General features: G+C 29.5%; 18 protein-coding genes and 1 other annotated feature (1 of these 19 cut by a window edge). Of the genes, 1 reads left to right on the top strand and 17 read right to left on the bottom strand.

The genetic code is table 11. The features are described from left to right. Positions 1–216, bottom strand: a binding site (T-box leader); it reaches 23 nt to the left of the window's first position. A gap of 232 nt (positions 217–448) precedes the next feature. The 16 genes from secG to ACJDTP_RS08800 form a co-directional block, all read right to left on the bottom strand. Further along, positions 449–682 (bottom strand): preprotein translocase subunit SecG, encoded by a 234-nt coding sequence (secG, locus tag ACJDTP_RS08875; RefSeq protein ID WP_077837088.1) that lies wholly within the window; start codon positions 680–682, stop codon positions 449–451. Between the two features lie 220 nt (positions 683–902). Continuing rightward, positions 903–2,195 carry a phosphopyruvate hydratase gene (gene eno / locus ACJDTP_RS08870; RefSeq protein WP_011967950.1) on the bottom strand — a complete coding sequence of 431 codons (1,293 nt, stop codon included), beginning with the start codon at positions 2,193–2,195 and terminating at the stop codon, positions 903–905. A 388-nt stretch (positions 2,196–2,583) separates the two neighbouring features. After that, complete coding sequence (locus tag ACJDTP_RS08865; protein ID WP_078115995.1) at positions 2,584–3,189, bottom strand: protein kinase family protein; 606 nt, start codon at positions 3,187–3,189, stop codon at positions 2,584–2,586. 294 nt (positions 3,190–3,483) lie between these two features. Continuing rightward, on the bottom strand, positions 3,484–5,022 hold the full coding sequence (gpmI, locus tag ACJDTP_RS08860; RefSeq protein WP_078115994.1) for a 2,3-bisphosphoglycerate-independent phosphoglycerate mutase: 1,539 nt from the start codon (positions 5,020–5,022) through the stop codon (positions 3,484–3,486). Between the two features lie 329 nt (positions 5,023–5,351). Next, complete coding sequence (tpiA, locus tag ACJDTP_RS08855; RefSeq protein ID WP_011967947.1) at positions 5,352–6,098, bottom strand: triose-phosphate isomerase; 747 nt, start codon at positions 6,096–6,098, stop codon at positions 5,352–5,354. Positions 6,099–6,533: 435 nt separating this feature from the next. Beyond that, the gene (locus tag ACJDTP_RS08850; protein WP_078115993.1) at positions 6,534–7,709 is read right to left on the bottom strand and encodes a phosphoglycerate kinase; all 1,176 of its coding nucleotides are present in this window, start codon (positions 7,707–7,709) and stop codon (positions 6,534–6,536) included. 140 nt (positions 7,710–7,849) lie between these two features. Then, positions 7,850–8,851: a type I glyceraldehyde-3-phosphate dehydrogenase gene (gene gap, locus ACJDTP_RS08845; protein WP_011967945.1), complete on the bottom strand. Its 1,002-nt coding sequence runs from the start codon at positions 8,849–8,851 to the stop codon at positions 7,850–7,852. A 71-nt stretch (positions 8,852–8,922) separates the two neighbouring features. Then, positions 8,923–9,984: a sugar-binding transcriptional regulator gene (locus ACJDTP_RS08840; RefSeq protein WP_406760950.1), complete on the bottom strand. Its 1,062-nt coding sequence runs from the start codon at positions 9,982–9,984 to the stop codon at positions 8,923–8,925. Positions 9,985–10,352: 368 nt separating this feature from the next. Then, entirely contained in the window at positions 10,353–11,744 is a 1,392-nt protein-coding gene (rpoN, locus tag ACJDTP_RS08835; RefSeq protein ID WP_077843800.1) for an RNA polymerase factor sigma-54, read from the bottom strand. A gap of 243 nt (positions 11,745–11,987) precedes the next feature. Next, positions 11,988–12,824 carry a DegV family protein gene (locus ACJDTP_RS08830; RefSeq protein WP_077843799.1) on the bottom strand — a complete coding sequence of 279 codons (837 nt, stop codon included), beginning with the start codon at positions 12,822–12,824 and terminating at the stop codon, positions 11,988–11,990. Positions 12,825–12,844: 20 nt separating this feature from the next. Beyond that, positions 12,845–13,306 carry a tRNA (cytidine(34)-2'-O)-methyltransferase gene (locus ACJDTP_RS08825; protein WP_077843798.1) on the bottom strand — a complete coding sequence of 154 codons (462 nt, stop codon included), beginning with the start codon at positions 13,304–13,306 and terminating at the stop codon, positions 12,845–12,847. A 273-nt stretch (positions 13,307–13,579) separates the two neighbouring features. Further along, entirely contained in the window at positions 13,580–15,073 is a 1,494-nt protein-coding gene (locus ACJDTP_RS08820; RefSeq protein ID WP_406760949.1) for a VanW family protein, read from the bottom strand. Between the two features lie 189 nt (positions 15,074–15,262). After that, the gene (locus ACJDTP_RS08815; RefSeq protein WP_011967939.1) at positions 15,263–16,204 is read right to left on the bottom strand and encodes a glycoside hydrolase family 25 protein; all 942 of its coding nucleotides are present in this window, start codon (positions 16,202–16,204) and stop codon (positions 15,263–15,265) included. A gap of 78 nt (positions 16,205–16,282) precedes the next feature. Next, positions 16,283–17,791, bottom strand: coding sequence for a sensor histidine kinase (locus ACJDTP_RS08810; RefSeq protein WP_078115990.1), 1,509 nt, complete (start codon positions 17,789–17,791; stop codon positions 16,283–16,285). Next, positions 17,781–18,497 (bottom strand): response regulator transcription factor, encoded by a 717-nt coding sequence (locus ACJDTP_RS08805; RefSeq protein ID WP_171773417.1) that lies wholly within the window; start codon positions 18,495–18,497, stop codon positions 17,781–17,783. The genes ACJDTP_RS08810 and ACJDTP_RS08805 overlap by 11 nt, the downstream gene beginning before the upstream one ends. A gap of 343 nt (positions 18,498–18,840) precedes the next feature. Then, a complete protein-coding gene (locus tag ACJDTP_RS08800) occupies positions 18,841–20,760 on the bottom strand; it encodes an ABC-F family ATP-binding cassette domain-containing protein (RefSeq protein ID WP_078115988.1) in 1,920 nt (639 codons plus the stop codon). A 261-nt stretch (positions 20,761–21,021) separates the two neighbouring features. Here ACJDTP_RS08800 and ACJDTP_RS08795 point away from each other — a divergent pair, with 261 nt between their 5' ends. Further along, positions 21,022–21,636, top strand: coding sequence for a TetR/AcrR family transcriptional regulator (locus ACJDTP_RS08795; protein WP_077843549.1), 615 nt, complete (start codon positions 21,022–21,024; stop codon positions 21,634–21,636). Positions 21,637–21,746: 110 nt separating this feature from the next. Here ACJDTP_RS08795 and ACJDTP_RS08790 read toward each other — a convergent pair whose 3' ends face one another. Beyond that, positions 21,747–22,226: a hypothetical protein gene (locus tag ACJDTP_RS08790; RefSeq protein WP_077837103.1), complete on the bottom strand. Its 480-nt coding sequence runs from the start codon at positions 22,224–22,226 to the stop codon at positions 21,747–21,749. Between the last annotated feature and the right edge of the window lie 95 nt (positions 22,227–22,321).

Below are 22,321 nucleotides of genomic sequence, written 5' to 3'. Positions count from 1 at the left end.
GTTCCACTCTGATTGTTATTCTTAATGCTTAAAGGCATTTTTATTTAACAACATCTTTATGTGCTATATCAGGCACACCTGCTAAGCATACTTTTAGTTTCAACTTAGTGCTCCAGGATGCATTCAACTAGGTTCAATTTAGAATTCCTCACAGCCTTTTGAGAATTCCTCTCTAAAAACTTCCACTAACTTACTTGTTCCCTTCATAGCGTTAATCTTTTATAATTATATTAATATTTATTCATATTATTCCTATTAAATTACTATGATTTATTTTTATTTAATTATATTCCATATAGTTGCAATTAGTCAATGCGTTTTATATAACACTTTATTAACCATTTGACTAAATTTATTATTTTATGATGATAACAAGTTTCTATAATTATATGGACATACTAAAATTTTAAAATAAAAAAAGCTACCTAAGTAAAGTAGCTTATAGTTATTATTTTATTAAATTTAATAAAATTGTATTAATTGCAAACAATGCCATAAAAATAACTGTTAATCTCACAAGAATTACTTCTTTAGTTCTCGACTTATTTTTTGCAAAGAATGTATCTTTCGTGCTTCCTTGTATTAAACCACTTAACGCATCAGCTTTACTAGGTTGCATATAAACAGTTATAATAGTAGCTAAGCCTAATATTCCTTCAAAAATTAATAATATATTTTGCATAGGTAACACCTCCTATAATGATCAATAACATACATTTAATAATATCACATTTATTTACTTATTACAACTTATGTAATAAAAATTACACCAAGATCGAATTATTTAGAATTTAGAAAAAAGTTATAAGAACTATATTCCTATAACTTTTCCTAATAAACTTTATTATGATTTATCCTTAAGCAAAATTACTTCTTACTTAAAAATTATCTTTAATAATAATTTATTTTATATTAAAGAAAGCTTTTCTGCCTCTGTACTCAGCAACATCATTTAACTCTTCTTCAATTCTTAACAATTGATTATACTTAGCAACTCTTTCTGATCTAGCTGGTGCTCCAGTCTTTATTTGACCTGCATTTACAGCTACAACTAAATCAGCTATAGTTGTATCTTCTGTTTCTCCTGATCTATGAGAAACAACTGCTGTATATCCAGCTCTATTTGCCATTTCTATAGCATTTAATGTCTCTGTTAATGTACCTATTTGATTTAGCTTAATAAGAATTGAATTAGCTACACCAAGATCAATACCTTTTTCAAGTCTTTCTGTATTAGTAACAAATAAATCATCACCAACTAATTGAACTTTCTTTCCTAATCTTTCAGTTATAAGCTTCCAACCTTCCCAATCTTCTTCTGCCATACCATCTTCAATTGAGATAATTGGATATTTATTAACCCAATCTTCAAAGAAATCAACCATCTCTGCTGATGTTAATGTTCTTCCTTCATGTTCTAATACGTATTTACCATCTTTATAATATTCTGATGAAGCAGCATCAATTGCTATAAAGATTTCTTCTCCAGCCTTATATCCAGCTTTTCCTATTGCTTCAATTATTACATCAAGAGCTTCTTGATTTGATTTTAAGTTTGGTGCAAATCCACCTTCATCACCAATACCTGTTGAATAACCTTTATCGTTTAAAATTTTCTTTAATGTGTGATAAACTTCAGCACACATTCTTAACGCTTCACTAAATGTAGGTGCTCCTGCTGGCATGATCATAAATTCTTGTAAATCTACAGAGTTATCAGCATGTGATCCACCATTTAATATGTTCATCATAGGAACTGGTAATACTTTTGAATTAACTCCACCGATATATCTATATAAAGGCATATCTAATGAATTTGCAGCTGCATTTGCAACAGCTAATGAAACTCCTAATATAGCATTAGCACCAAGCTTACTCTTATTGTTTGTTCCATCTAATTCAATTAGCATTTTATCAATGTAAGTTTGTTCAAACACATTGCATCCAATTAATTCTTCTGCAATAATTTCATTTACATTTCTAATTGCGTTTAAAACACCTTTTCCTAAAAATTTATCTTTATCACCATCTCTTAATTCTACTGCTTCATACATTCCTGTTGAAGCTCCTGATGGCACTGCTGCTCTTCCAATTGTTCCATCTTCTAAATATATTTCTACCTCTACTGTTGGGAAACATCTTGAGTCTAAAATTTGTCTTGCAACTACATCTACAATTTCTAAATAATCTTTCATTTAATATTACCTCCTCATTTTTATAATTGTATTGAGAATTCTTATCAATATAATTATAATACATAATTTACTAAATAAAAAGCTTTTTATTTCATTTACCATAATATTATTGGTAAAATAATTTAGGAATATTCATATTATTTTTTATGTAAATATAAAACTGACTTATACGATTAAACAAGATCAAAAGTCGAGCTTATATAACATAATTTATTTGTTTAATTTATACAATTATTCTTAGCATATTAGCCGATATAATATTTTATATAAATTTCATAAGAGATTTACTCAAAATGATACTAATGCCATAGCGTTTATAAGCATTTTACTTATAACTAATTACATTAAATATTCATTTTGAGTTATCTTCTCCTATATCTTTACATATTTAATCATCATCTAATATCGATAGGTTTTTTGCCCCACAATATCTTCTAAATTTCAATTCCCATGATGCGGCTTTCTTTGCGTCTATTTTCTTTATACATTCAAAAAATTCATCCAATACACCAACTTTGGATAATCCCTTCATTAAGTGTCTTGGATAATCAACCTTTCTACTGTACGCCTTTTTAGGATCTATTATCATAAGTTTTTCATCCTCTGAGACATAAACATCTTTACATCTGATATCTAATTTCTTAAATTTAAGTCTCTTGAACTCTAATAATAATTCATATATGTTTCTAACTAATCTTTCACTTAACCCATTTTCCTTTATATGCTTATCAAGCCTTATTCCATCAACTAAATCCCTTATCACATAGAATTTTCCTCGCTTATACATATAGGGAAAGTATTTCGATCCATTAGTTTTGGCAAGAATACTGCCTTCATCATTACATACCTTTTTTCTCAAAAATATTTTGATGGCTTTTTTATTTGGTAACTCATAAACCACACCATTGTGTCCTTCACCTAGATACTTAGCTTCTCTAAATAATTTTTCTGTATATTCATCAAAATCAGCAGAGTATGCAAAATTCTTTTTCATATTATCAATCCTAAATCTTTTTTACTAATATATTAATTTTACGCTTATTTTATGCAATTCTGATTAAATCCTTCTTTAAAATCTTATCTTTCTTAACTTATCTGAATAAAGTTATACTTATTCTATATAAGTTTTAATTAATAAAGTTTATAACTTAACCTATTACCAAATTCGCTCTTTTTGATGATGAATCAAATTTTAATGAATAAATTTTTAAAATGTATATTTTATAAAACAAAAAAAACTGCCTGAAACAATTTAAATTATTCCAAGCAGTTTTTTTATTAATTAAAATTATTTATTTACTATTAGATTTTCTCCAGTCATTTCTGTAGGAACTTCAAGTCCTAATTGAACTAACATTGTTGGAGCAATATCTGCAAGTTTTCCGTTGCTTAATTTCTTACCTTCAGTATCATTTGCAACCCAAATAAATGGTACTTCATGTGTAGTATGCGCTGTATATGGATTTCCAGTTGAAAAATCTATCATAGTTTCAGCATTACCATGATCCGCAGTGATAAATAAGCATCCATTCTTTTCTAAAATTTTATCTGCAATCTTTCCTACACATTCGTCAACTGCTTCGATTGCTTTAACTGCAGCCTCAACAACTCCTGTGTGACCTACCATATCTGGATTAGCAAAGTTTAGAATTACCATATCATACTTATCGCTATCTAATCTATCTAGTAATTCATCTGTTACTTCATATGCACTCATTTCTGGTTTTAAATCATAAGTTGCAACCTTTGGTGAAGGTATAACTTTTCTGTCTTCACCTGGATTTTCTTTCTCTACTCCACCGTTAAAGAAGAAAGTAACGTGAGCATATTTCTCAGTTTCTGCTATTCTTAATTGATTTAAGCCCTTATTACTTACATATTCTCCAAGAGTATTACTTAAAGTTTGAGGAGTATATGCAACATTTACTCTTTCTAGAGTCTTATCATATTGAGTCATTGTTACAAAAGTAAGATCTAGAGTTTCTCTCTTGAATCCTGCAAATTCTTTATCATTAATAGCTCTAGTTATTTCTCTTGCTCTATCTGGTCTAAAGTTAAAGAATATAACTGAATCTCCATTTTTAATATTTGCAGTTGGATTACCATTTTCAGTTACAACTGTTGGCAATACAAATTCATCAGTTTTATTATCATGATATGATTTTTCTATAGCTTCAGTTGCACTACTTGCAGTTTCACCTTTTCCTAAAACTAAAGCATTATATGCAAGTTCAACTCTTTCCCATCTATTATCTCTATCCATTGCATAGTATCTACCACTTACAGTTGCGATCTTACCTACGCCTACTTCAGCCATCATCTTTTCAGTTTTTTCAATGAATTCTTGTCCTGATGAAGGTGGAACATCTCTTCCATCCATGAATGCATGAACATAAACATTTTGAACTTCTTCTTTCTTAGCAAATTCTAAAAGACCTCTTAAATGTTCTATATGTGAATGAACTCCACCATCTGATAATAAGCCCATTAAATGTAAAGACGATCCTGTCTTTTTAGCATTAGTCATAGCTAATTTTAATGATTCGTTCTCAAAAAAATCTCCATCTGCTATTGCTTTTGTAATTCTTGTTAATTCTTGGTATACTATTCTACCAGATCCGATATTTAAGTGACCAACTTCTGAATTACCCATTTGACCTTCTGGTAATCCAACAGCTAACCCACTAGCTTGTAATTGTGAAGTTGGGTATTTTTCGAATAGTTTATCTAAATTTGGCTTTTTCGCTAAAGTTACAGCATTTCCTTCTGATTTTGGTGCAATCCCAAAACCATCTAATATCATTAACATAACAGGTTTTTTTGACATTTCCTATCCCTCCAAATATTTTCACAAAATATACTATAAAATTCTTAGATTTCTTTATTAAATTAATATCTGTAAGTTAACTAAATAAACTTATTTGTTAGAAATATATAATATTAAATATTATCATTTATTATGTTTTACATACTATTAATATCTTAAATTATATTATTTTTTTACACTTAATGCAACTTTATAAACATTTAAAGTAAATTTATGTTATTATAATATAAATATTTTATAAATTACTTTAATATTAAATTATTATTTACTTAAAAAAAGCTGTCTTAGTGCGATTTTCGTCATTCTAAGACAGCTTAAAAAATTTAATACTAATAATTAACTATTGCAGCGAAATCAGCTGGAACTAAGCTAGCTCCACCAACTAATGCTCCGTCTATATCAGACATTTCCATTTGTGCTTTTATTGTATTTGGTTTAACTGATCCACCGTATTGAATTCTTGTTTTTTCAGCTGATTCTGATCCATACATTTCAGCAACCATAGCTCTTATAGCTTTGATTGTTTCATTTGCTTGTTCATCAGTAGCAGTTTTTCCTGTTCCAATTGCCCAGATTGGTTCGTAAGCAATAACAAGTTTTTCTACTTGTTCATTAGTTAATCCAGCTATATCAGCTTTTATTTGAGCTTCAATAACTTTATTAGTAGTTCCGTTTTCTCTTTGTTCTAAAGATTCTCCACAACAAAGTATTGGAGTAATATTATGTTCGAAAGCTTTCTTAACTTTTTTGTTTAATGCTTCATCAGTTTCATTGAAGTATTCTCTTCTTTCACTATGACCTAAAACAACATAATCTATTCCCATAGCTTCAAGCATTCCTGGAGCAACTTCTCCTGTGAAAGCTCCACTTTCTTCAAAATGCATGTTTTGTGCAGCAACCTTTATATTTGAACCAGCTACAGCCTTTTTAACTGCATCTAAGCATACAAATGTAGGACATACAACTACATCACATGTAGCATCTTTAACTAATGGCTTTAATTCTTCTACCATTTTAACTGCTTCATCAATAGTTTTATTCATTTTCCAGTTTCCTGCGATAATTGCTTTTCTCATTCTACTCACCTCATAATTTTTTTATTAATGAAACTTATAAATTGTCTTAATTATATTATGAATCTATATAAGCTTAAGGAAAGTGATCAGATTTCCTTAAGCTTATTATATATCTACAAAAATTACAAACTAAATATTTAAGAATGGCTCCTTGGCCTTGGACCCACCAAATCCCGTCGAATTTGCTTCCTAAAAAAATAGCTTATTACTTCTCTTGAATATATATTCCCTAACTATTCAAACATCTTACTTAACCATCCAGCATCTTCAAATATCTATTACTTAAATACAAAAGATATGTTTACACTCTTGTGGATAAGTTCAACTTAAATTCATTTGGGGGCAATCACTACCTATCAAGTTTCACTATATAATCTAACTAAACTTATAAACTTCTTTTGAAAATATTATTTATTCAAAACCAATTATTTAAAATTAGTCGTTTAATGCAGCGATTCCTGGTAATACTTTACCTTCTAAGAATTCTAATGATGCTCCACCACCTGTTGAAATGTGAGTCATCTTATCTCCAAATCCTAAAATATTAACAGCAGCAGCTGAATCTCCACCACCAATTATAGTAGTAGCATCTGCATCAGCCATAGCCTTAGCTACTGCAATTGTTCCTTTATTATAGTTTTCGAATTCAAATACACCCATTGGTCCATTCCAGATTACAGTCTTAGCATCTTTAATTGCATCAGCATATAAAGCTTCTGTCTTTGGTCCGATATCTAATCCCATGTTTCCTACTGGAATATTTTGATCTTCAGTAATTGTAGCTTCTACATCTTTGAATTCTGCAGCAACTCTGTGATCTACTGGTAATAAGAATTTAACTCCTTTTTCAGCAGCCTTAGCAACCATTTCTTTAGCATATTCAAGTCTATCTTCTTCAACTAATGAAGTTCCGATTTCATATCCTTGAGCTTTTAAGAATGTATAAGCCATTCCTCCACCGATAATAATTGTGTTAACTTTATCTAAAAGATTGTTTATAACAGCGATTTTATCAGAAACTTTAGCTCCACCTAAGATAGCAACGAATGGTCTTACTGGACTTTCAACTGCATTTCCTAAGAATTTTAATTCTTTTTGGATTAAGTATCCACATACAGCTGTATCTAAGTAATCAGTTACACCAACAGTTGAACAGTGAGCTCTATGAGCTGTTCCAAATGCGTCATTAACAAACACATCAGCTAATGAAGCTAATTCTTTAGAGAATTCTGGAATGTTCTTAGTTTCTTCTTTTCTGCATCTTGTGTTTTCTAATAAAACGATGTCTCCATCTTTCATTTCTGAAACTGCTTTTTTAGCGTTTTCGCCAACAACTTCTTCATCTCTAGCAAAAACAACTTCTTTTCCTAGCATTTCACTTAATCTTGTAGCTACTGGTGCTAATGATTTTGAAGCATCTTTTCCTAAATGTGAACAAAGAATAACCTTTGCACCTTTTTCTACTAAATATTTAATAGTTGGAAGAGCTCCTACTAATCTGTTTTCATCAGTTATAACTCCATCTTTAAGTGGTACGTTAAAGTCACATCTTACTAGTACCTTTTTTCCACTCACTTCAATATCTTCAATTGTTTTTTTATTGAAATTCATTTATTTTCACCTCTGATATTTATTTTATTGATTATTCCTTCATTTTAAAATAGTCTGGCTTTATAGCCTTATACTACAAAACCAGACTTATTTACTTTAACATAAATTTGCGCTCTTTATGTTCTAAGATATAATTCAAATTACTTTAAGTTAGCGAAGTATCCTAAAGTTCTGATTAATTGGTTAGTGTATGACATTTCGTTATCGTACCAAGCAGCTACTTTAACTAATTGTTCTCCATTAACTTCCATAACTTTAGTTTGAGTACCATCGAATAATGAACCGAAGCTGCTTCCGATTATATCGCAAGAAACTATTTCATCTTCAGTGTATCCGAAAGATTCAGTTGCAGCAGCTTTCATAGCAGCGTTAACTTCATCTACAGTAACTTTCTTAGATAAAGTACAAACTAATTCAGTTAATGAACCAGTGATTGTTGGAACTCTTTGAGCACCACCATCTAATTTTCCAGCTAATTCTGGAATAACTAATCCGATTGCTTTAGCAGCACCAGTTGAGTTAGGAATGATAGAAGCTGCAGCAGCTCTAGCTCTTCTTAAATCACCTTTTCTGTGTGGAGCATCTAAAGTATTTTGATCGTTAGTGTATGAGTGGATTGTAGTCATGAAACCTTTTGTTAATCCAAAATCATCACTTAATACTTTAGCCATTGGAGCTAAACAGTTAGTAGTACATGAAGCACCTGAAATAACTGTATCTTCTGCCTTTAAGATGTCGTGGTTTACATTGTAAACTACTGTTGGTAGATCATTTCCTGCAGGAGCTGAAATAACAACTTTCTTAGCACCAGCTGCGATATGAGCTGAAGCTGATTTCTTTGATGCAAAGAATCCAGTACATTCTAAAACGATATCTACGTTTAATTCTCCCCATGGTAAGTTTTCAGGCTTAGCATCAGCAGTAACCTTGATTTCCTTTCCATTAACTACGAAAGCTCCTTCTTTAACTTCGATTTCTCCATCGAATCTTCCTTGAGCTGAATCATATTTGAATAAGTGAGCTAACATTTTAGCATCTGTTAAGTCATTGATTGCAACCACATTAAATTCAGGGTTGTTGATCATTAATCTTAAAGCTAATCTTCCTATTCTTCCAAAACCATTAATTGCTACGTTTACCATTACAATTACCTCCTAATAATGCTTTTCTTTTTTATAAAAATAAATTTTACAAACTAATTTAATAACTGAATTTAACTATTTAGTTTACTTATTATTCCTTTGGCTGCTGCCTCATCTGTAACTAAAACACCATCATTGTCGTTATATTCAGTTGCAATAATTGACTCTACTTTATTTTTCCCACCTGCTACTGCAATATGTGTTTTTATTTTTCTTGCTTCATTAATTTTAATTCCAATTGCGGTAGTTTCTGAGATTATTTTCGAATCCTTATTAAAATAACATCCAAATGCTTCTCCAACAGCTCCATTATTAATCAAATTATCAATTTCTTGCTGTGGCACACCTCTTTTTCTAGCCATCTGCACCGCGTTACCTATACCATAAATTAGTACATCCGCCTTATGTATAGTATCTATAACAACTTTTACTGCCTCTTCTTTAAGCAAGGTGCCTATTATATCTAAGCTCAAATTTTCCGAGATATGAAGCATCTTATAAGTACCGTTTAATTTCTTTGCTAAAGTGGCTGCTAATGTATTAGCTTGGGTTTCAACTTTCTTACCCATTCCTCCTCTTGCTGGTACTACTTGTATCTGTGATAAATTTGTTACTCTTGGAAAAGCTTCTACAACTTCTTTTAAAGTGCTACCTCCTGTTAATGCTATAATAGAATTATCTTTTAGCACATCTTTAACATAATTAGCACATGCTTTTCCCAAATCCTTTAAAACCAAAGGATTTTCTTCTACATCTCCTGGGACTATGATTACTTTTTTTAAGTTAAGAGAAGATTGTATTTTCTTTTCAACTTCTGAAAGACCTTTTATTTCATGAATGAAATCATTTAGTTTGTGTATAATCTCTACGCCTTCACTTGTAACTGTCATTCCAGAAGTATTTATCTCAATTAAACCTTGTTCTTTTAAAAAACCTATTTCTGTTCTAACTGTTCTTTCACCGACATTTAGCATATCAGCGAGTACTCTTCGTCCTATAGGTTGATTATGAAAGATTGTTCTGAGTACGTTATACCTTTTCTCCAATGTATTTACAAGCTCAGGAACTATCTTCTTTTGTAATTCTAATATTTCCTGCAACTCAAACACTCCTTTGGTCACTACGTGTCCCATATCATTTCATTATGTCCCACATCTATTATTATAAAACACCTTTTTGAAATTTTAAAGTCTTTAGGAAAACTTTTTTTATAATATTTCAAAAAAAACAAAAAAACCCTAACAAAATAAATTATTAGCAAACTTTTTTCTAGTTTTATACAGCGTTTCATATTTAATATTATTACGCTTAATAATAGCTATGTGAAATAGTATTTTTGAATTCAAGAACCATTTTATCAACTGTCAATTTCAATTACAGAAAAGATAATCATGAACTTTATATATTCCTATAATTAAAGTTGATATGTTCTTAAACTGTAATTGAATATTGACAATTGAATTTAATATTAAAATCTAAAGCTAATTATTTCATGGAATCTTTATAATCTCTTCCTTGCTGAAGATGATTTTATACCTAATTCCTCTCTATATTTTGCAACAGTTCTTCTAGATATATTCATATTTTTTTCTACTAGCATAGAACTTATTAGTTGATCTGATAAAGGCTTACTTTTATTCTCTTCTTCTATTATTTTCTTTATTTCATTTTTTATTTTTGAAGTTGCCATATCTTCGTTATTGTTTGAGGATAACCCACTTGCAAATAAATCTTTTATTTTAATTGTTCCATAACTTGTTAAAACGTATTTATCTTTAATCGCTCTACTTACGGTAGATTCATGAAGATTGATTATTTCCGCAACTTCTTTTAGTGTCAAAGGTTTTATATACTGTCTTCCAAACTTAAAGAAATCATTTTGCTTTTCAACAACACATTCTAACACCTTATATAATGTATTTTTCCTTTGCTCTATTGACTTAATTAAGAAAAGTGCCTGATTAATTTTTTCTTTAACATAAGTGTTTGTTTCAGAATCTTGATTATTTCTTAAAACATCTCTATATGTTTTATTTATCATAAGTCTTGGCAAAACACTTTCATTCATCAAAATGAAAAATTCACCATCAACATTCTTTATTTCAGCATCAGGAATTATATAATTAACCTCTTCTCCTGTATAAAAGCCTCTTGATGGCTTAGGTTCCAACTTCTTTATTAAATCACCATATCTTTGAGCTTCTCTTGGGTTTATATTGAGATCCTTCGCTACAACTTCATATTTGTTTTCTGCAATATTTTCTAAATGATTTAAAATTATTTTTTCTATCGTATCATCTAAAATATTTAATTTTAGACTCTGAATAAGCAGACATTCCTTGATATTCCTAGCACCAATTCCATATGGTTCCAATGCCTGTACCACTTCTAATGCCCTATTAACTATCTCCTCAGATATATTCAATTCTTCCGCAAGTTCTCGTGTTGATATTTCCAAATACCCTCTATAATCTAATGATTCAACGATATAATTACATATATCTAACATATATTGATCTATATCAGCTTCAATTAGTTGTTCTTGTAAATATTCTTTTAGTGATACTTTCTTCTCAATGAAATTTAATGGTGAAACTTCTTCATTAGAATAATTTGTTTCTGATCTATCCTTGTAATTATCAGAATATAATTCTTCAACTAATTTTTTATGATCGTATTTGTCTTCTATATTAACGTCTCTGTTTATCTGTTCATCATCATATGAGCTTATTTCCTCGTTAACCTCTAACACTGGATTTTCTGAATACTCATTGTCAATATATTCTCTCAAATCATGAAGAGACATTTGTAAAAGCTTTATGGATTGTTGCATATTTTGGGTGAGTACTAATCTCTGTTCCTGGGTCATCTTCATGTTATAATCCAAATTCATAAGTTTCCTCCTTATAATTTATATAAATTATTTTTAATTAAACGTATTCATTAAATTTATTGAAGTAATCTCTCTTTCTATTAGTATACCTCCTATTCTGTAAATATTGCAAGTCCACTATATGTAACTATGTAAATCATATCTAGTACAATAAATATAAAAACATGCTTATATACTACTTATATCAACCATGTTAAAATATAAGTAATAGCTAAAAGCATGTTTTTTATTTATTAATTAAAATTATTTATTTAAAAAAACTAATCCACAGCATCCAGGTCCAGAATGTATACATACAGTTGATCCAACTGGACATTCAATAAAGTTAACGTTATTATCATTCATATATGCTCTAAGTGCTTCTTTTACTTCAATATTATTTACGTCAATCAATATTACAGGCACTTCTTCATCTAAAGTCGCATTTTCCAAATCACTAATAATTTTCTTAATCGCCTTTTTATTTCCTCTAATTTTATCTTTAACTGACATTATGCCATCTTTTATTTCAAGTATTAACTTTATTCCAAGCATGCCACCAACCATGCCAGCAGTTTTTGAAATCCTTCCGCCTCTCACTAGGTACTCTAAAGAATCAAAGTAAACTGAAAGCTTAACTTTATTTCTAATGCTATTTAATTTTTCTTCTACTTCTGAAATGTTATAACCCTTTTCTATGAGCTTAACAGCTTTTAATACAAGTATTCCTAAAGCCGCTGTTACATTCTGAGAATCAACAACTATTATATCTTGGCTTTCAAGCATTTCCTTAGCAATACATGCCGATTGATATGTTCCACTCATTACAGAAGACATATGAATTGATATAATTTTATATCCTTCCGCTAAGTACTTCTTATAGATTTCAACGAATCTATTCGGAGTAACTTGAGCTGTAGTTGGAAGTATATTTTCATTTCTAATTCTTTCAAAAACTTCATTAGTATTTATCTCAACTCCATCTAGATAACTTTCTTCACCAAAGTTTATCAATAATGGCAAAACTTCTATATCGTATTTCTCATATATTTCTTTTGGCAAATCAGCAGTGCTATCTGTTATAATTTTTATCTTTTCCATATATCTTCATTCCTCTTCAATTATTTCATATTAGGAAATCCTATCTGCCTTAAAGCTTCATAAGCCACTATAGCTACTGTATTAGATAAATTTAAACTTCTAGTACTTGATTTTATCATTGGAACCCTAAATCCAATATGCCTATTATGCACTTCTTCAGGAACCCCACTAGATTCTCTTCCAAACATTATAAAATCCCCTTCTTTGAAGGAAATTTCATCAAAATGCGCTTCTCCGTGTGTAGTTGATAAATATATTGTTTTATCACCATATTTTTTCAAGAATTCTTCATAGCTATCATGTATTTCTAGATCTAAATCTTTCCAATAATCTAAACCTGCTCTTCTCACTTGCTTTTCATTTATTTCGAACCCAAGAGGTTTTATTAAATGCAACTTACTGCCTGTTAAAACACAAGTTCTTGCAATATTTCCAGTATTCTGAGGTATCTCAGGTTCATATAATACTATATTTAAATTCAAAACGTCACCTTCTCCTATTTTATACAAAAATTAATTCACTTTAATTTAAAATTATACTATATGGTTCATAACAAGTCAAAAATAATAATTACATAACAATGGAAAAATCTTTCAATATTAAAGGTATATTATTACGCATTCCAATTGGTGAATTATTCAATATATTAAAGTTGTTTTTACCTTAAATAAAACTTAAGCATATTTTCTTTAATTAATCTTAATAATTCCTAAAGAAAATATGCTTTGAGTTTTTTATAAATATTAAATTTTTACCTATTGTGTTGGTTGAGCTACAGGTGGTTCTGCTGTTGGCTGAGCTGCTGGCGGCTCTGCTGTTGTTTCTGGCTGTTGAGTCGCATCTACAGGTTGAGTTCCCTTTTTGACTACTATTCCTACACTTGCATAAGTATCTGTTGATACTACTTCTCTATTCACTTCAGAACCATTTTCATAAGTTATCTGATATGCTCTTGCTCTATAACCAGTCATTCCAGCTCCCTCTGTTACTTCTTGTCCTACTGGTAAACTGCTATCATCTACCACTTTTGTTTCTGGTGGTATTGTTTCAAGAATTTCACTTGCCATATCATATGTTCTTCCATTTAAAGCACTAGGGTCTCCATATATACTATAAGTTACTACTTTACCTGACGTACTCCCTTGAATATATATAGGAAAATCATATGTGTTTTTAAACTTATAATCTAAATATCCATATGACACAGTGGCATCAAGTCCAGGTTGCGCATAACCAACAGCCATGGAATGATTTGTTCTTTCAATAGACCTTAGATTTGCTTTCATCGCAGCTCTATAAATAGTGGTCGACACTTGACATATTCCACCACCAATTCCAGGCTCTATTTTATTTCCAACATATGTTCCAGCTTCCTTATAACCTCTTTCAGCTGTTCTAGGTCCAACAACATCATTAAAACTAAATATTTCTCCTGGCATAACTATTGTTCCGTTTATTGCTGAAGTAGCTATTTCTATGTTATTACATCTTCCTTCCGGCGATGTGGAATAATTTGATGAAAAAGTCCCCATTACCCCTTTTATCTTGGACAGATCTTCTTGAGTTATTTTAGGTTTTGTTACTTCCAAATCAATTGATACTGAATTATCAGAATTAATATTTCCATTTATATTTTCTTTTAACTTCTGATCTAATGTATCTAAATTAACTGTCTTTCCTTCTGTCTCTGGCTTAACTATAATATCATTCTTTTGTATACTAATTGTTGCATCTTTAGCAGATTGATTAACAGCTACCTGAAGTTTTTCCTCGTACTCCTTCAACTTTTCTTCATTATAAGAAAATGCGATTGGAACCTCCTTGCTCTTACTATTATTACTCTTTATACTTATATATCTGCTTAAAACCCCATCTTTTTTCCCAAGTTTATAAGCCTCTTCCACAGTTGCATCTATATCATATTTAGGATTAATATCAGAGTAAATAAGTTCATATTGTTTGTCCTCTATTTTGATAGGCAACTTTTTATTTTCTATAGATGTTGCAAATGTTTCGGTAAGCTTATTTTTAGCTTCTTCTTTGGTCATTCCTCCAATATTTACTTCTTGTACAGTTACTCCCGGATATATTTTATCATCCCACTCCTTAACTATACCTTTTATAGCTATTGAGTACGCAATTAGTGCAGCAGCTCCTACTATAATTAATGTAAATATTGCGAGCATAATTTTCTTCTTATTATAATTGTTTTTAGAAGACTTTGCTCTTTTGCCGGTGCGTTTTTCCACTCCCCTATTCTCCTTTCAAGGAATTAAATATTACACATCTTCTATGTTTAATATTTATTTTAAGTACATTTATTGATGATAATTTACATATTTTTCAAATTGTCATCAATGTTTTCATTATATCATATTCCAACTATCAATAGAAATATGATTATATTCCTATATAAGCTGAAATACGATACTATTTTTTTATAAATTTACTTTTGCACGAGTTTTTGAAGTTTCTCCATCATAATCAAAAGCTTCGATTGATACTTCTACCGGTGCATTCTTCTGAGTATTTACCTTATTACTAGTTATTAAGTAACTTGTAGCATTTTCATCAACAGTTCCAACCCATTCTCTATTTACAAAAATGTTATATCCCAATAAGTCTACATCAGGATTTCTATTCCAGGAAACATTTATGTTCCTATTCTGGTACGCTGCCTTTAATCCAGTAACAACACGAGGCTGTCTTAATAAATCTACATTATCTGGTCCCCAATTTGCATCAACAGGATTCCCAATTCCTTGTACAGTTTGGCTTTCACTATATTGCCATATCCTCCATCTGGTCCATCCTCCAACATTAGGAGGAAATTCAGGATTAATTGGAATGCTTGTATACATTGCAATCCATAGTGGCATATTTTTTAGTGGATAGCCACGTCCAGGAATATAAAAATTATCATAAAGTTCTATAAAGTTTGTTCCTGTGTAAATCATAAGCCTTCTTCTAGTTTTTCTTTCAAACCTTTTTCTAAATCTATCAATCCAATCAATTAATGTTCTTGTACTTATTGATTTATCTAAAGGTGCTTCGACATCTATTACAGGAAACAAATCCCCATAATCATTATTTCCGAACCCCTGCTGCAGTGTATTTATAAAGTCATCACATTGTCTATCCGCATCTGTTAGATCATAAGATGGCATAGAAAAATGATATGCTCCAACTGGAATTCCATAATTCCTACTATTCTTCGCATAATCTACAAACTTTCTGTCAACCCTAAACCTTCCTGTTGCAGATCCTGACGCTCTCAAGTACAAAAAATCTACTTTTGTTGCCAATACGTTAAACTGAACACTTGTAGTATATTCATTTATGTCTACTCCAAAACGACTGTTAGGATTTTTGTTTTGCATATTTCCTCCACATAAAAATACTTCTCTAATATAAATATTAATTTACAACAGAAAAAGTACCTATAATTTAGTAATTAATTATAGGTTTAGTTGAACATAAAAACTTATATTATTTCCTACTGATTCAGCCCATATTTTGCCGTCATGCAATTCTACTATATTCTTAGAAATAGCTAACCCAAGACCTGACCCTCCTGTATTGGTATTCCTAGATTCATCCAATCTATAAAATCTATCAAATAATTTTTCGCTTTTTTCTTTAGAAAGATGATCCCCTTTATTTCTAAAAACTACAATGGCTTTACCATCTTTCTCATATAATCCTATTAATATTTCTCCTGGTTTATACGAATATTTTATTGCATTTGTTATTATATTCTCAAACACTCTAAGCATCTTCAGTGTATCTATAGAAACTGAGATTTTTTCAGATTCGAATTTTTTATATATCGTTAATTTGTTTTGATCAAGTAGCGGTGTCAATTCTTCTATTAATTGTGATAGAAATTCTGCTAGATTAACTTTAGTCTTTGTTAGTGTTATTCCGCTATTATTTAGTTTAGTATACTCAAATAAATCATCAATTAGTAATTTTAATCTTTCAGCTTTATTGAATGCTATATTTAAGTATTCCTCCATTTCTTTTTCATCTTTATACCTGTTCTGAATAACAAGCCCTATGTACCCCATTACAGATGTTAATGGTGTTCTTAAATCGTGAGAAACATTCGTTATTAAATCTGCTTTTGTCTTTTCTGCATCTCTCTCAGCACTAATTTTCTCTCCAATTTCCTTAGCCATTTGATTTATATTATAGGCTATATTTTTAATTTCATCCGTACCTTTCTCTTCTATCCTATAATTCAAGTTTCCACTTGCTATTATCTTAAGGCCAACTGCAATCTCATCCAAGTATTTCATCTTATTATTAGTTATTACAACAAATAGAACTATAAAAACTATAACTGTGAGAATTAGTGCTAAAGATGAATTTGATGTGCTAATTGTATTGTATGTTATCCTTGCCTCTGGAATCTTTGAATAGATCAAGTAAACTCTATCCGAACCTATCTTTAGCGGCATTATATAGCTTTTTTCTCTTGGTTCACTAATCCCTTCACTATTTACATTTGTCATTGCACTTTTTAGTGCACTATAAATATCTATGTTTTCCTCTGCAACATTTTTAGTCTTATATAACACCTTTCCATCTAAATCTGTTATATAACTTTCCTCTCCATCTGATACATTTTCTAAAATGCTATTAATCTTATCTTTATCTTCTAATTTTAAATTTTCTTGAGATTCTATTTGTTTAGCTAAATCATTTGCAGACCTCTCAATAGAATCATAATCATATTTTATCTGGGGTTCAGTATGCTCTCTCTTGAAAAGATTATTAGAAAAACTATAGAAGATAAATGCAGCTAAAAAGCATATTCCTATAACCATCATAAGCTCAAATCTTATATTTTTCTCAATTCTTTTTTTTATACTTCTTATTATTTTTTCAATATACTGTATTAACTTTAAATTTGAAATATCATTGCTAAAAATTCTATGCCTTCCAAGATCTTTATTTTTCAATTTTATATCCTACCCCCCAAACAGTCTTTATAAATCGAGGATTTCTTGGATTTTCTTCTATCTTCTCTCTTATTTTTCTTATATGAACCATGACAGTGTTATCTGAAGTCATGAATTCCTGATTCCAAACGCTCTCATAAATATTTTCTATTGAAAATACTTTTCCTCGACTTTGAGCTAGTAATGATAATATATCAAATTCTGTTGGCGTAAGTCTTACTATATTATCGCCTAACGATACTTCATGTGTTTCTAGATTTATCGTAAGATCCTCTATTTGTATTATATTTTCTTCTTCTACTTCTAATAAATTTGCGTTCTTACCAAACATATGAAATCTTCTAAGTTGTGACTTTACTCTTGCAACTAACTCTAATGGATTGAATGGTTTCGTTAAATAATCATCAGCTCCCATATTAAGGCCTAATATCTTATCAATATCCTCACTTTTAGCGGATAACATTATTATAGGCATTTCTTTAATCTCTCTAATCTTTAAGCAAGTCTCTATTCCATTTAAATTAGGCATCATGACATCTAATATTATTAAATCTATATCATTATCTCTAACTAAATTAATAGCTTCTAAACCATCGCATGCGCTTATGGTATTAAACCCATCACTCTTAAGATATATATCGACTAAATCTCGTATTTCCTTTTCATCATCCACAATTAGAATAGTTCCTTTTTCCAAACATCCCATCTCCAATCTAAAAATTTTATATCTGAATTCTACTATAATTTCATTCTAACTTAAATATCTTAAAAAAATTTACTAGTAGTTCTTAATATTTTCTAAAATATGTCCATACATACTCTGATGTATAAATATTAAAAGAAATTAAAATATAAAATATTCCTTATGTACACATATGATACATAAATAATTTCCTAATAAAAGGCATGTATTGTTATAGTTGATGAAGCTTAATAAACTGTAATTAAGCTTATATTTACACCATATACAAAACATGCCTTTATTTATACTGTTAATCGTCTCTTTCCAGTTTTCTTTTTTATAACTTATTAATCTATATCATGTTAAATTAACTAGAAATCTCTTCCCATTGTTCATATAATTTTTCAATAGTTTCTTGAAGATTTTTAATTTCTTTATTTACTCTTTCACTTTCAACCGGATTAGAATAAACTTCTTCTTTACAAAGTTCCTCCTGCAATTTTTCAAGAGCTTCCTCATTTTGAGTTATATTAGTTTCTATATTCTTAATTTCATTTTGCTTAGCCTTAGCTTCTTTCTCTAAAGCCTTTTTCTTTTTCTTTTCTTCATTTAATTGCGTTTTTGTCTTTCCAGATGCCAACCCTTCATACGTCTCAAATCTTTGTGGATTCTTCTTCTTTTCAGTATAGTAGCTATAATTTCCAAGATATTCATTGACTCCATGCTCTTCTAATTCCAATATTCTATTAATTACTTTATTTAAGAAATATCTATCATGTGAAATTACAATCAATGTACCATCATAGCTTAAAATTGCCTCTTCAAGAGCCTCTCTTGAAGGAATATCCAAATGATTTGTAGGCTCATCTAATAGAAGTAAGTTTGATTTAGATAACATCAATTTTAGGAGATTTATTCTACATCTTTCTCCTCCACTTAACTTGTTTATTTCTTTAAATACATCATCGCCTCTAAAAAGAAATGATCCAAGAAATCCTCTAAGTTCACTTGTAGTTAACTCTGGAAAGTCATCCCATACTTCATTTAATATTGTCTTATTAGGATCAAGATTAGATTGTTCCTGATCATAGTATCCTACATTAACATTTACTCCTAAAACCTTAACTCCTGAATCACTCTTAACTTTATCCATTATTATATTAAAAAGTGTGGTTTTACCCCGTCCATTTTCACCTATTAACGCAATCTTTTCTCCTCTTTTTAAATCAAAAGATAAATTATCGAATAATTTCTTTTCTCCATAGCTTTTAGCCAGTTTTTCAACATGAAGCACATCATATCCACTTTTAACAGAAGCTTCAAATTTAATCTTAGATGCAGTTTTTTCTTTATCAGGAGCATCTACAATTTCCATTTTATCAAGTGCCTTTTCTCTACTTTCAGCTGCCTTTATACTTTTCTCTCTATTGAATGACCTAAATTTTTCTATTATTGCTTCTTGTCTTTTTATTTCCGTCTGTTGTAAATTATAAGCTTTTAATTTAGCCTCATAATCTTTCTTCATAAGTTCTAAAGATTTTGTATATGGAGCATTATAACAATTCACGTGACCATTTATAACCTGAAATGTTGCTGTTGTTACAGAATCCAAGAAAAATCTATCATGGGAAATTACAATTACAGTTCCTTTATAAGTTTTTAAATATTCTTCAAGCCATTCAATTGCTTCCAAATCCAAGTGATTCGTAGGCTCATCAAGTAGTAGTATATCAGGATTTAAAAGTAATAGCTTACAAAGTGCGACTCTAGTTTTCTGCCCTCCACTTAAAGTTGAAATTAGTTTATCAAAGTCATCTTCTGTAAATCCTAATCCTTTAAGAACTCGCGATATTTCTCCTTTATATGTATATCCGCCTCTGTTTTGATACAGATCTTGGGCAGTTCCATAGTCTTTTATAATTTTCTCATGATATGAAGCATTATTTTCATCATACGGTTCATTCATCTTAGCTTCTAACTCTGTAATCTTACGTTCTAATCTTTGGAGATCTTCAAAAACAATGAGCATTTCATCATAAATCGTTTTGTATGAATCTAATGCTAAATGTTGAGCAAGATAACCCAAAGACTTATTTTTATCTATAAAGACTTCTCCATCATCTTGCGTAATTTCTTTTGATAATATCTTAAACAAGGTTGTTTTTCCTTCTCCATTTGATCCAATTATACCAACCTTATCTCCTTCATTTATTGAAAATGTTACATCTTTCAAAATAGTATTTATACCATAACTTTTACATATATTTTTACAACTTAATACAATCATTTTTTATCCTCCAGTATTTCATACGAAAATCCAGAATTTAAACTATAAAGGTTTAATTTAATATTAAAACGTAAATCCTATATAAAATGGATTAATAGCTTAACTAAATTTTCTCTACTAAATTATACTATCTTATCGGTGTTATATCAATTTAACTATATTAAGAGTTAATTGATAATTTTTTTATTATCGCTACGTAAAATTTGGATTATTATTTAATTTGCTTTATAATAAGTTAAACACGTAATTTGGAGGCAAAATATGACTTTAAAGAATAACAATAAATCTCTTACCCAGAATAAAAAACAATTAAAAGAGGAAGAGTTATTTTTAGCAGCATATGATTTATTTCTTAAAAACGGCATAGAAAAAACTTCGATCGATGATATAACTAAGAATGCAAGAGTAGCCAAAGGGACTTTTTATCTATATTTCAGTGATAAATATGATATTTTAAATAAATTAATTCTTCAAAAAAGTAATGAAATAATACGAGAAGGATTGGCTAAAACAAATGCTTTGGGAAGCAAAGATTTTAAAGAACGTACACTATTCTTCATTGATTATATAATAAATTATTTAAAAGATAATGTTTCTCTGCTAAAGCTAATTAATAAAAATATTTCATGGGGACTTTATAGGAAGGCAATAATGAAACCAGAAGCATATAATGATGTAAAGAAAGTCCTAGATATTTTTGTTAAGAACCTAACTAAATCAGGAATGGACGAAGAAGAAGCTGAAATGACATTATTTATGATTTTTGAATTAGTTGGCAGCATATGTTTTACTACTATAATATTGAAAGAACCCACAGATATCGAAAGTATAAAACCAATACTTTTTAAAAAAATTTTGGCTATGATAAGCGTGTAACTCATATATATTGAAACCTATTTTTAAAAGCTATGTAAAGAAATATCTTAAAGATTTTACATTATAGTAGTTGTAAATCTTCAAGATATTTTTGTATGTTAAACTGGTTATTAGTAGTTATTATTTTTATCGCAATATGCTAATGTAAGTTTTATCAACCTTTTGATAATTACTCTAACTATCGGACGAGGAATTCTATATGAATAAAGAGTCGCGAATATTCCTGGATGTCTTCTTTCAATTCTAGCATAAATTTTATTCACATCATTATCGGAATTATTTCTTTCAAGATCTTCTTCATTTAAATCTAAATCAAGGCCTCTTAGTGCATCAAAAGTAGTAGGTATTTCATTATTAGCTATGTTATTAAAATTGAAACCACTACTAATTCCTTCATTTTGATTATCGGAATAATAACATAATTCAGGCATGCCTGTTTCGGAAGGAAATAAATCTAAATTACGATTATTATCATCAATACCAAACGAAACTTTTTCGTAGATATTTGTACTCATAAATGCTGGTGGAACAAATCTAATATCGTTATCACTCGAGCTGACTTGAGACATATACTTCTTATCAGGGTTCATTTTAAACTACCTCCTAAAAATAAATAATATTTGCTTCTCTTAATTAATATGCATAACAATTATATATAGTACAAAATGGAAAGAAAAAGATATGA

The organism is Candidatus Clostridium helianthi (genome assembly GCF_045310795.1).
Classification (GTDB): Bacteria; Bacillota; Clostridia; order Clostridiales; family Clostridiaceae; genus Clostridium; species Clostridium helianthi.
This window is presented reverse-complemented; position numbering and strand designations above follow the sequence as displayed.

Bases quoted from the DNA above. Each gene is read 5' to 3' on its own strand.
- secG (WP_077837088.1), bottom strand. From the start codon at position 682: ATGCAAAATATATTATTAATTTTTGAAGGAATATTAGGCTTAGCTACT.
- eno (WP_011967950.1), bottom strand. From the start codon at position 2,195: ATGAAAGATTATTTAGAAATTGTAGATGTAGTTGCAAGACAAATTTTA.
- ACJDTP_RS08865 (WP_078115995.1), bottom strand. From the start codon at position 3,189: ATGAAAAAGAATTTTGCATACTCTGCTGATTTTGATGAATATACAGAA.
- gpmI (WP_078115994.1), bottom strand. From the start codon at position 5,022: ATGTCAAAAAAACCTGTTATGTTAATGATATTAGATGGTTTTGGGATT.
- tpiA (WP_011967947.1), bottom strand. From the start codon at position 6,098: ATGAGAAAAGCAATTATCGCAGGAAACTGGAAAATGAATAAAACTATT.
- ACJDTP_RS08850 (WP_078115993.1), bottom strand. From the start codon at position 7,709: ATGAATTTCAATAAAAAAACAATTGAAGATATTGAAGTGAGTGGAAAA.
- gap (WP_011967945.1), bottom strand. From the start codon at position 8,851: ATGGTAAACGTAGCAATTAATGGTTTTGGAAGAATAGGAAGATTAGCT.
- ACJDTP_RS08840 (WP_406760950.1), bottom strand. From the start codon at position 9,984: ATGGGACACGTAGTGACCAAAGGAGTGTTTGAGTTGCAGGAAATATTA.
- rpoN (WP_077843800.1), bottom strand. From the start codon at position 11,744: ATGAATTTGGATTATAACATGAAGATGACCCAGGAACAGAGATTAGTA.
- ACJDTP_RS08830 (WP_077843799.1), bottom strand. From the start codon at position 12,824: ATGGAAAAGATAAAAATTATAACAGATAGCACTGCTGATTTGCCAAAA.
- ACJDTP_RS08815 (WP_011967939.1), bottom strand. From the start codon at position 16,204: ATGCAAAACAAAAATCCTAACAGTCGTTTTGGAGTAGACATAAATGAA.
- ACJDTP_RS08805 (WP_171773417.1), bottom strand. From the start codon at position 18,497: ATGGGATGTTTGGAAAAAGGAACTATTCTAATTGTGGATGATGAAAAG.
- ACJDTP_RS08800 (WP_078115988.1), bottom strand. From the start codon at position 20,760: ATGATTGTATTAAGTTGTAAAAATATATGTAAAAGTTATGGTATAAAT.
- ACJDTP_RS08795 (WP_077843549.1), top strand. From the start codon at position 21,022: ATGACTTTAAAGAATAACAATAAATCTCTTACCCAGAATAAAAAACAA.
- ACJDTP_RS08790 (WP_077837103.1), bottom strand. From the start codon at position 22,226: ATGAACCCTGATAAGAAGTATATGTCTCAAGTCAGCTCGAGTGATAAC.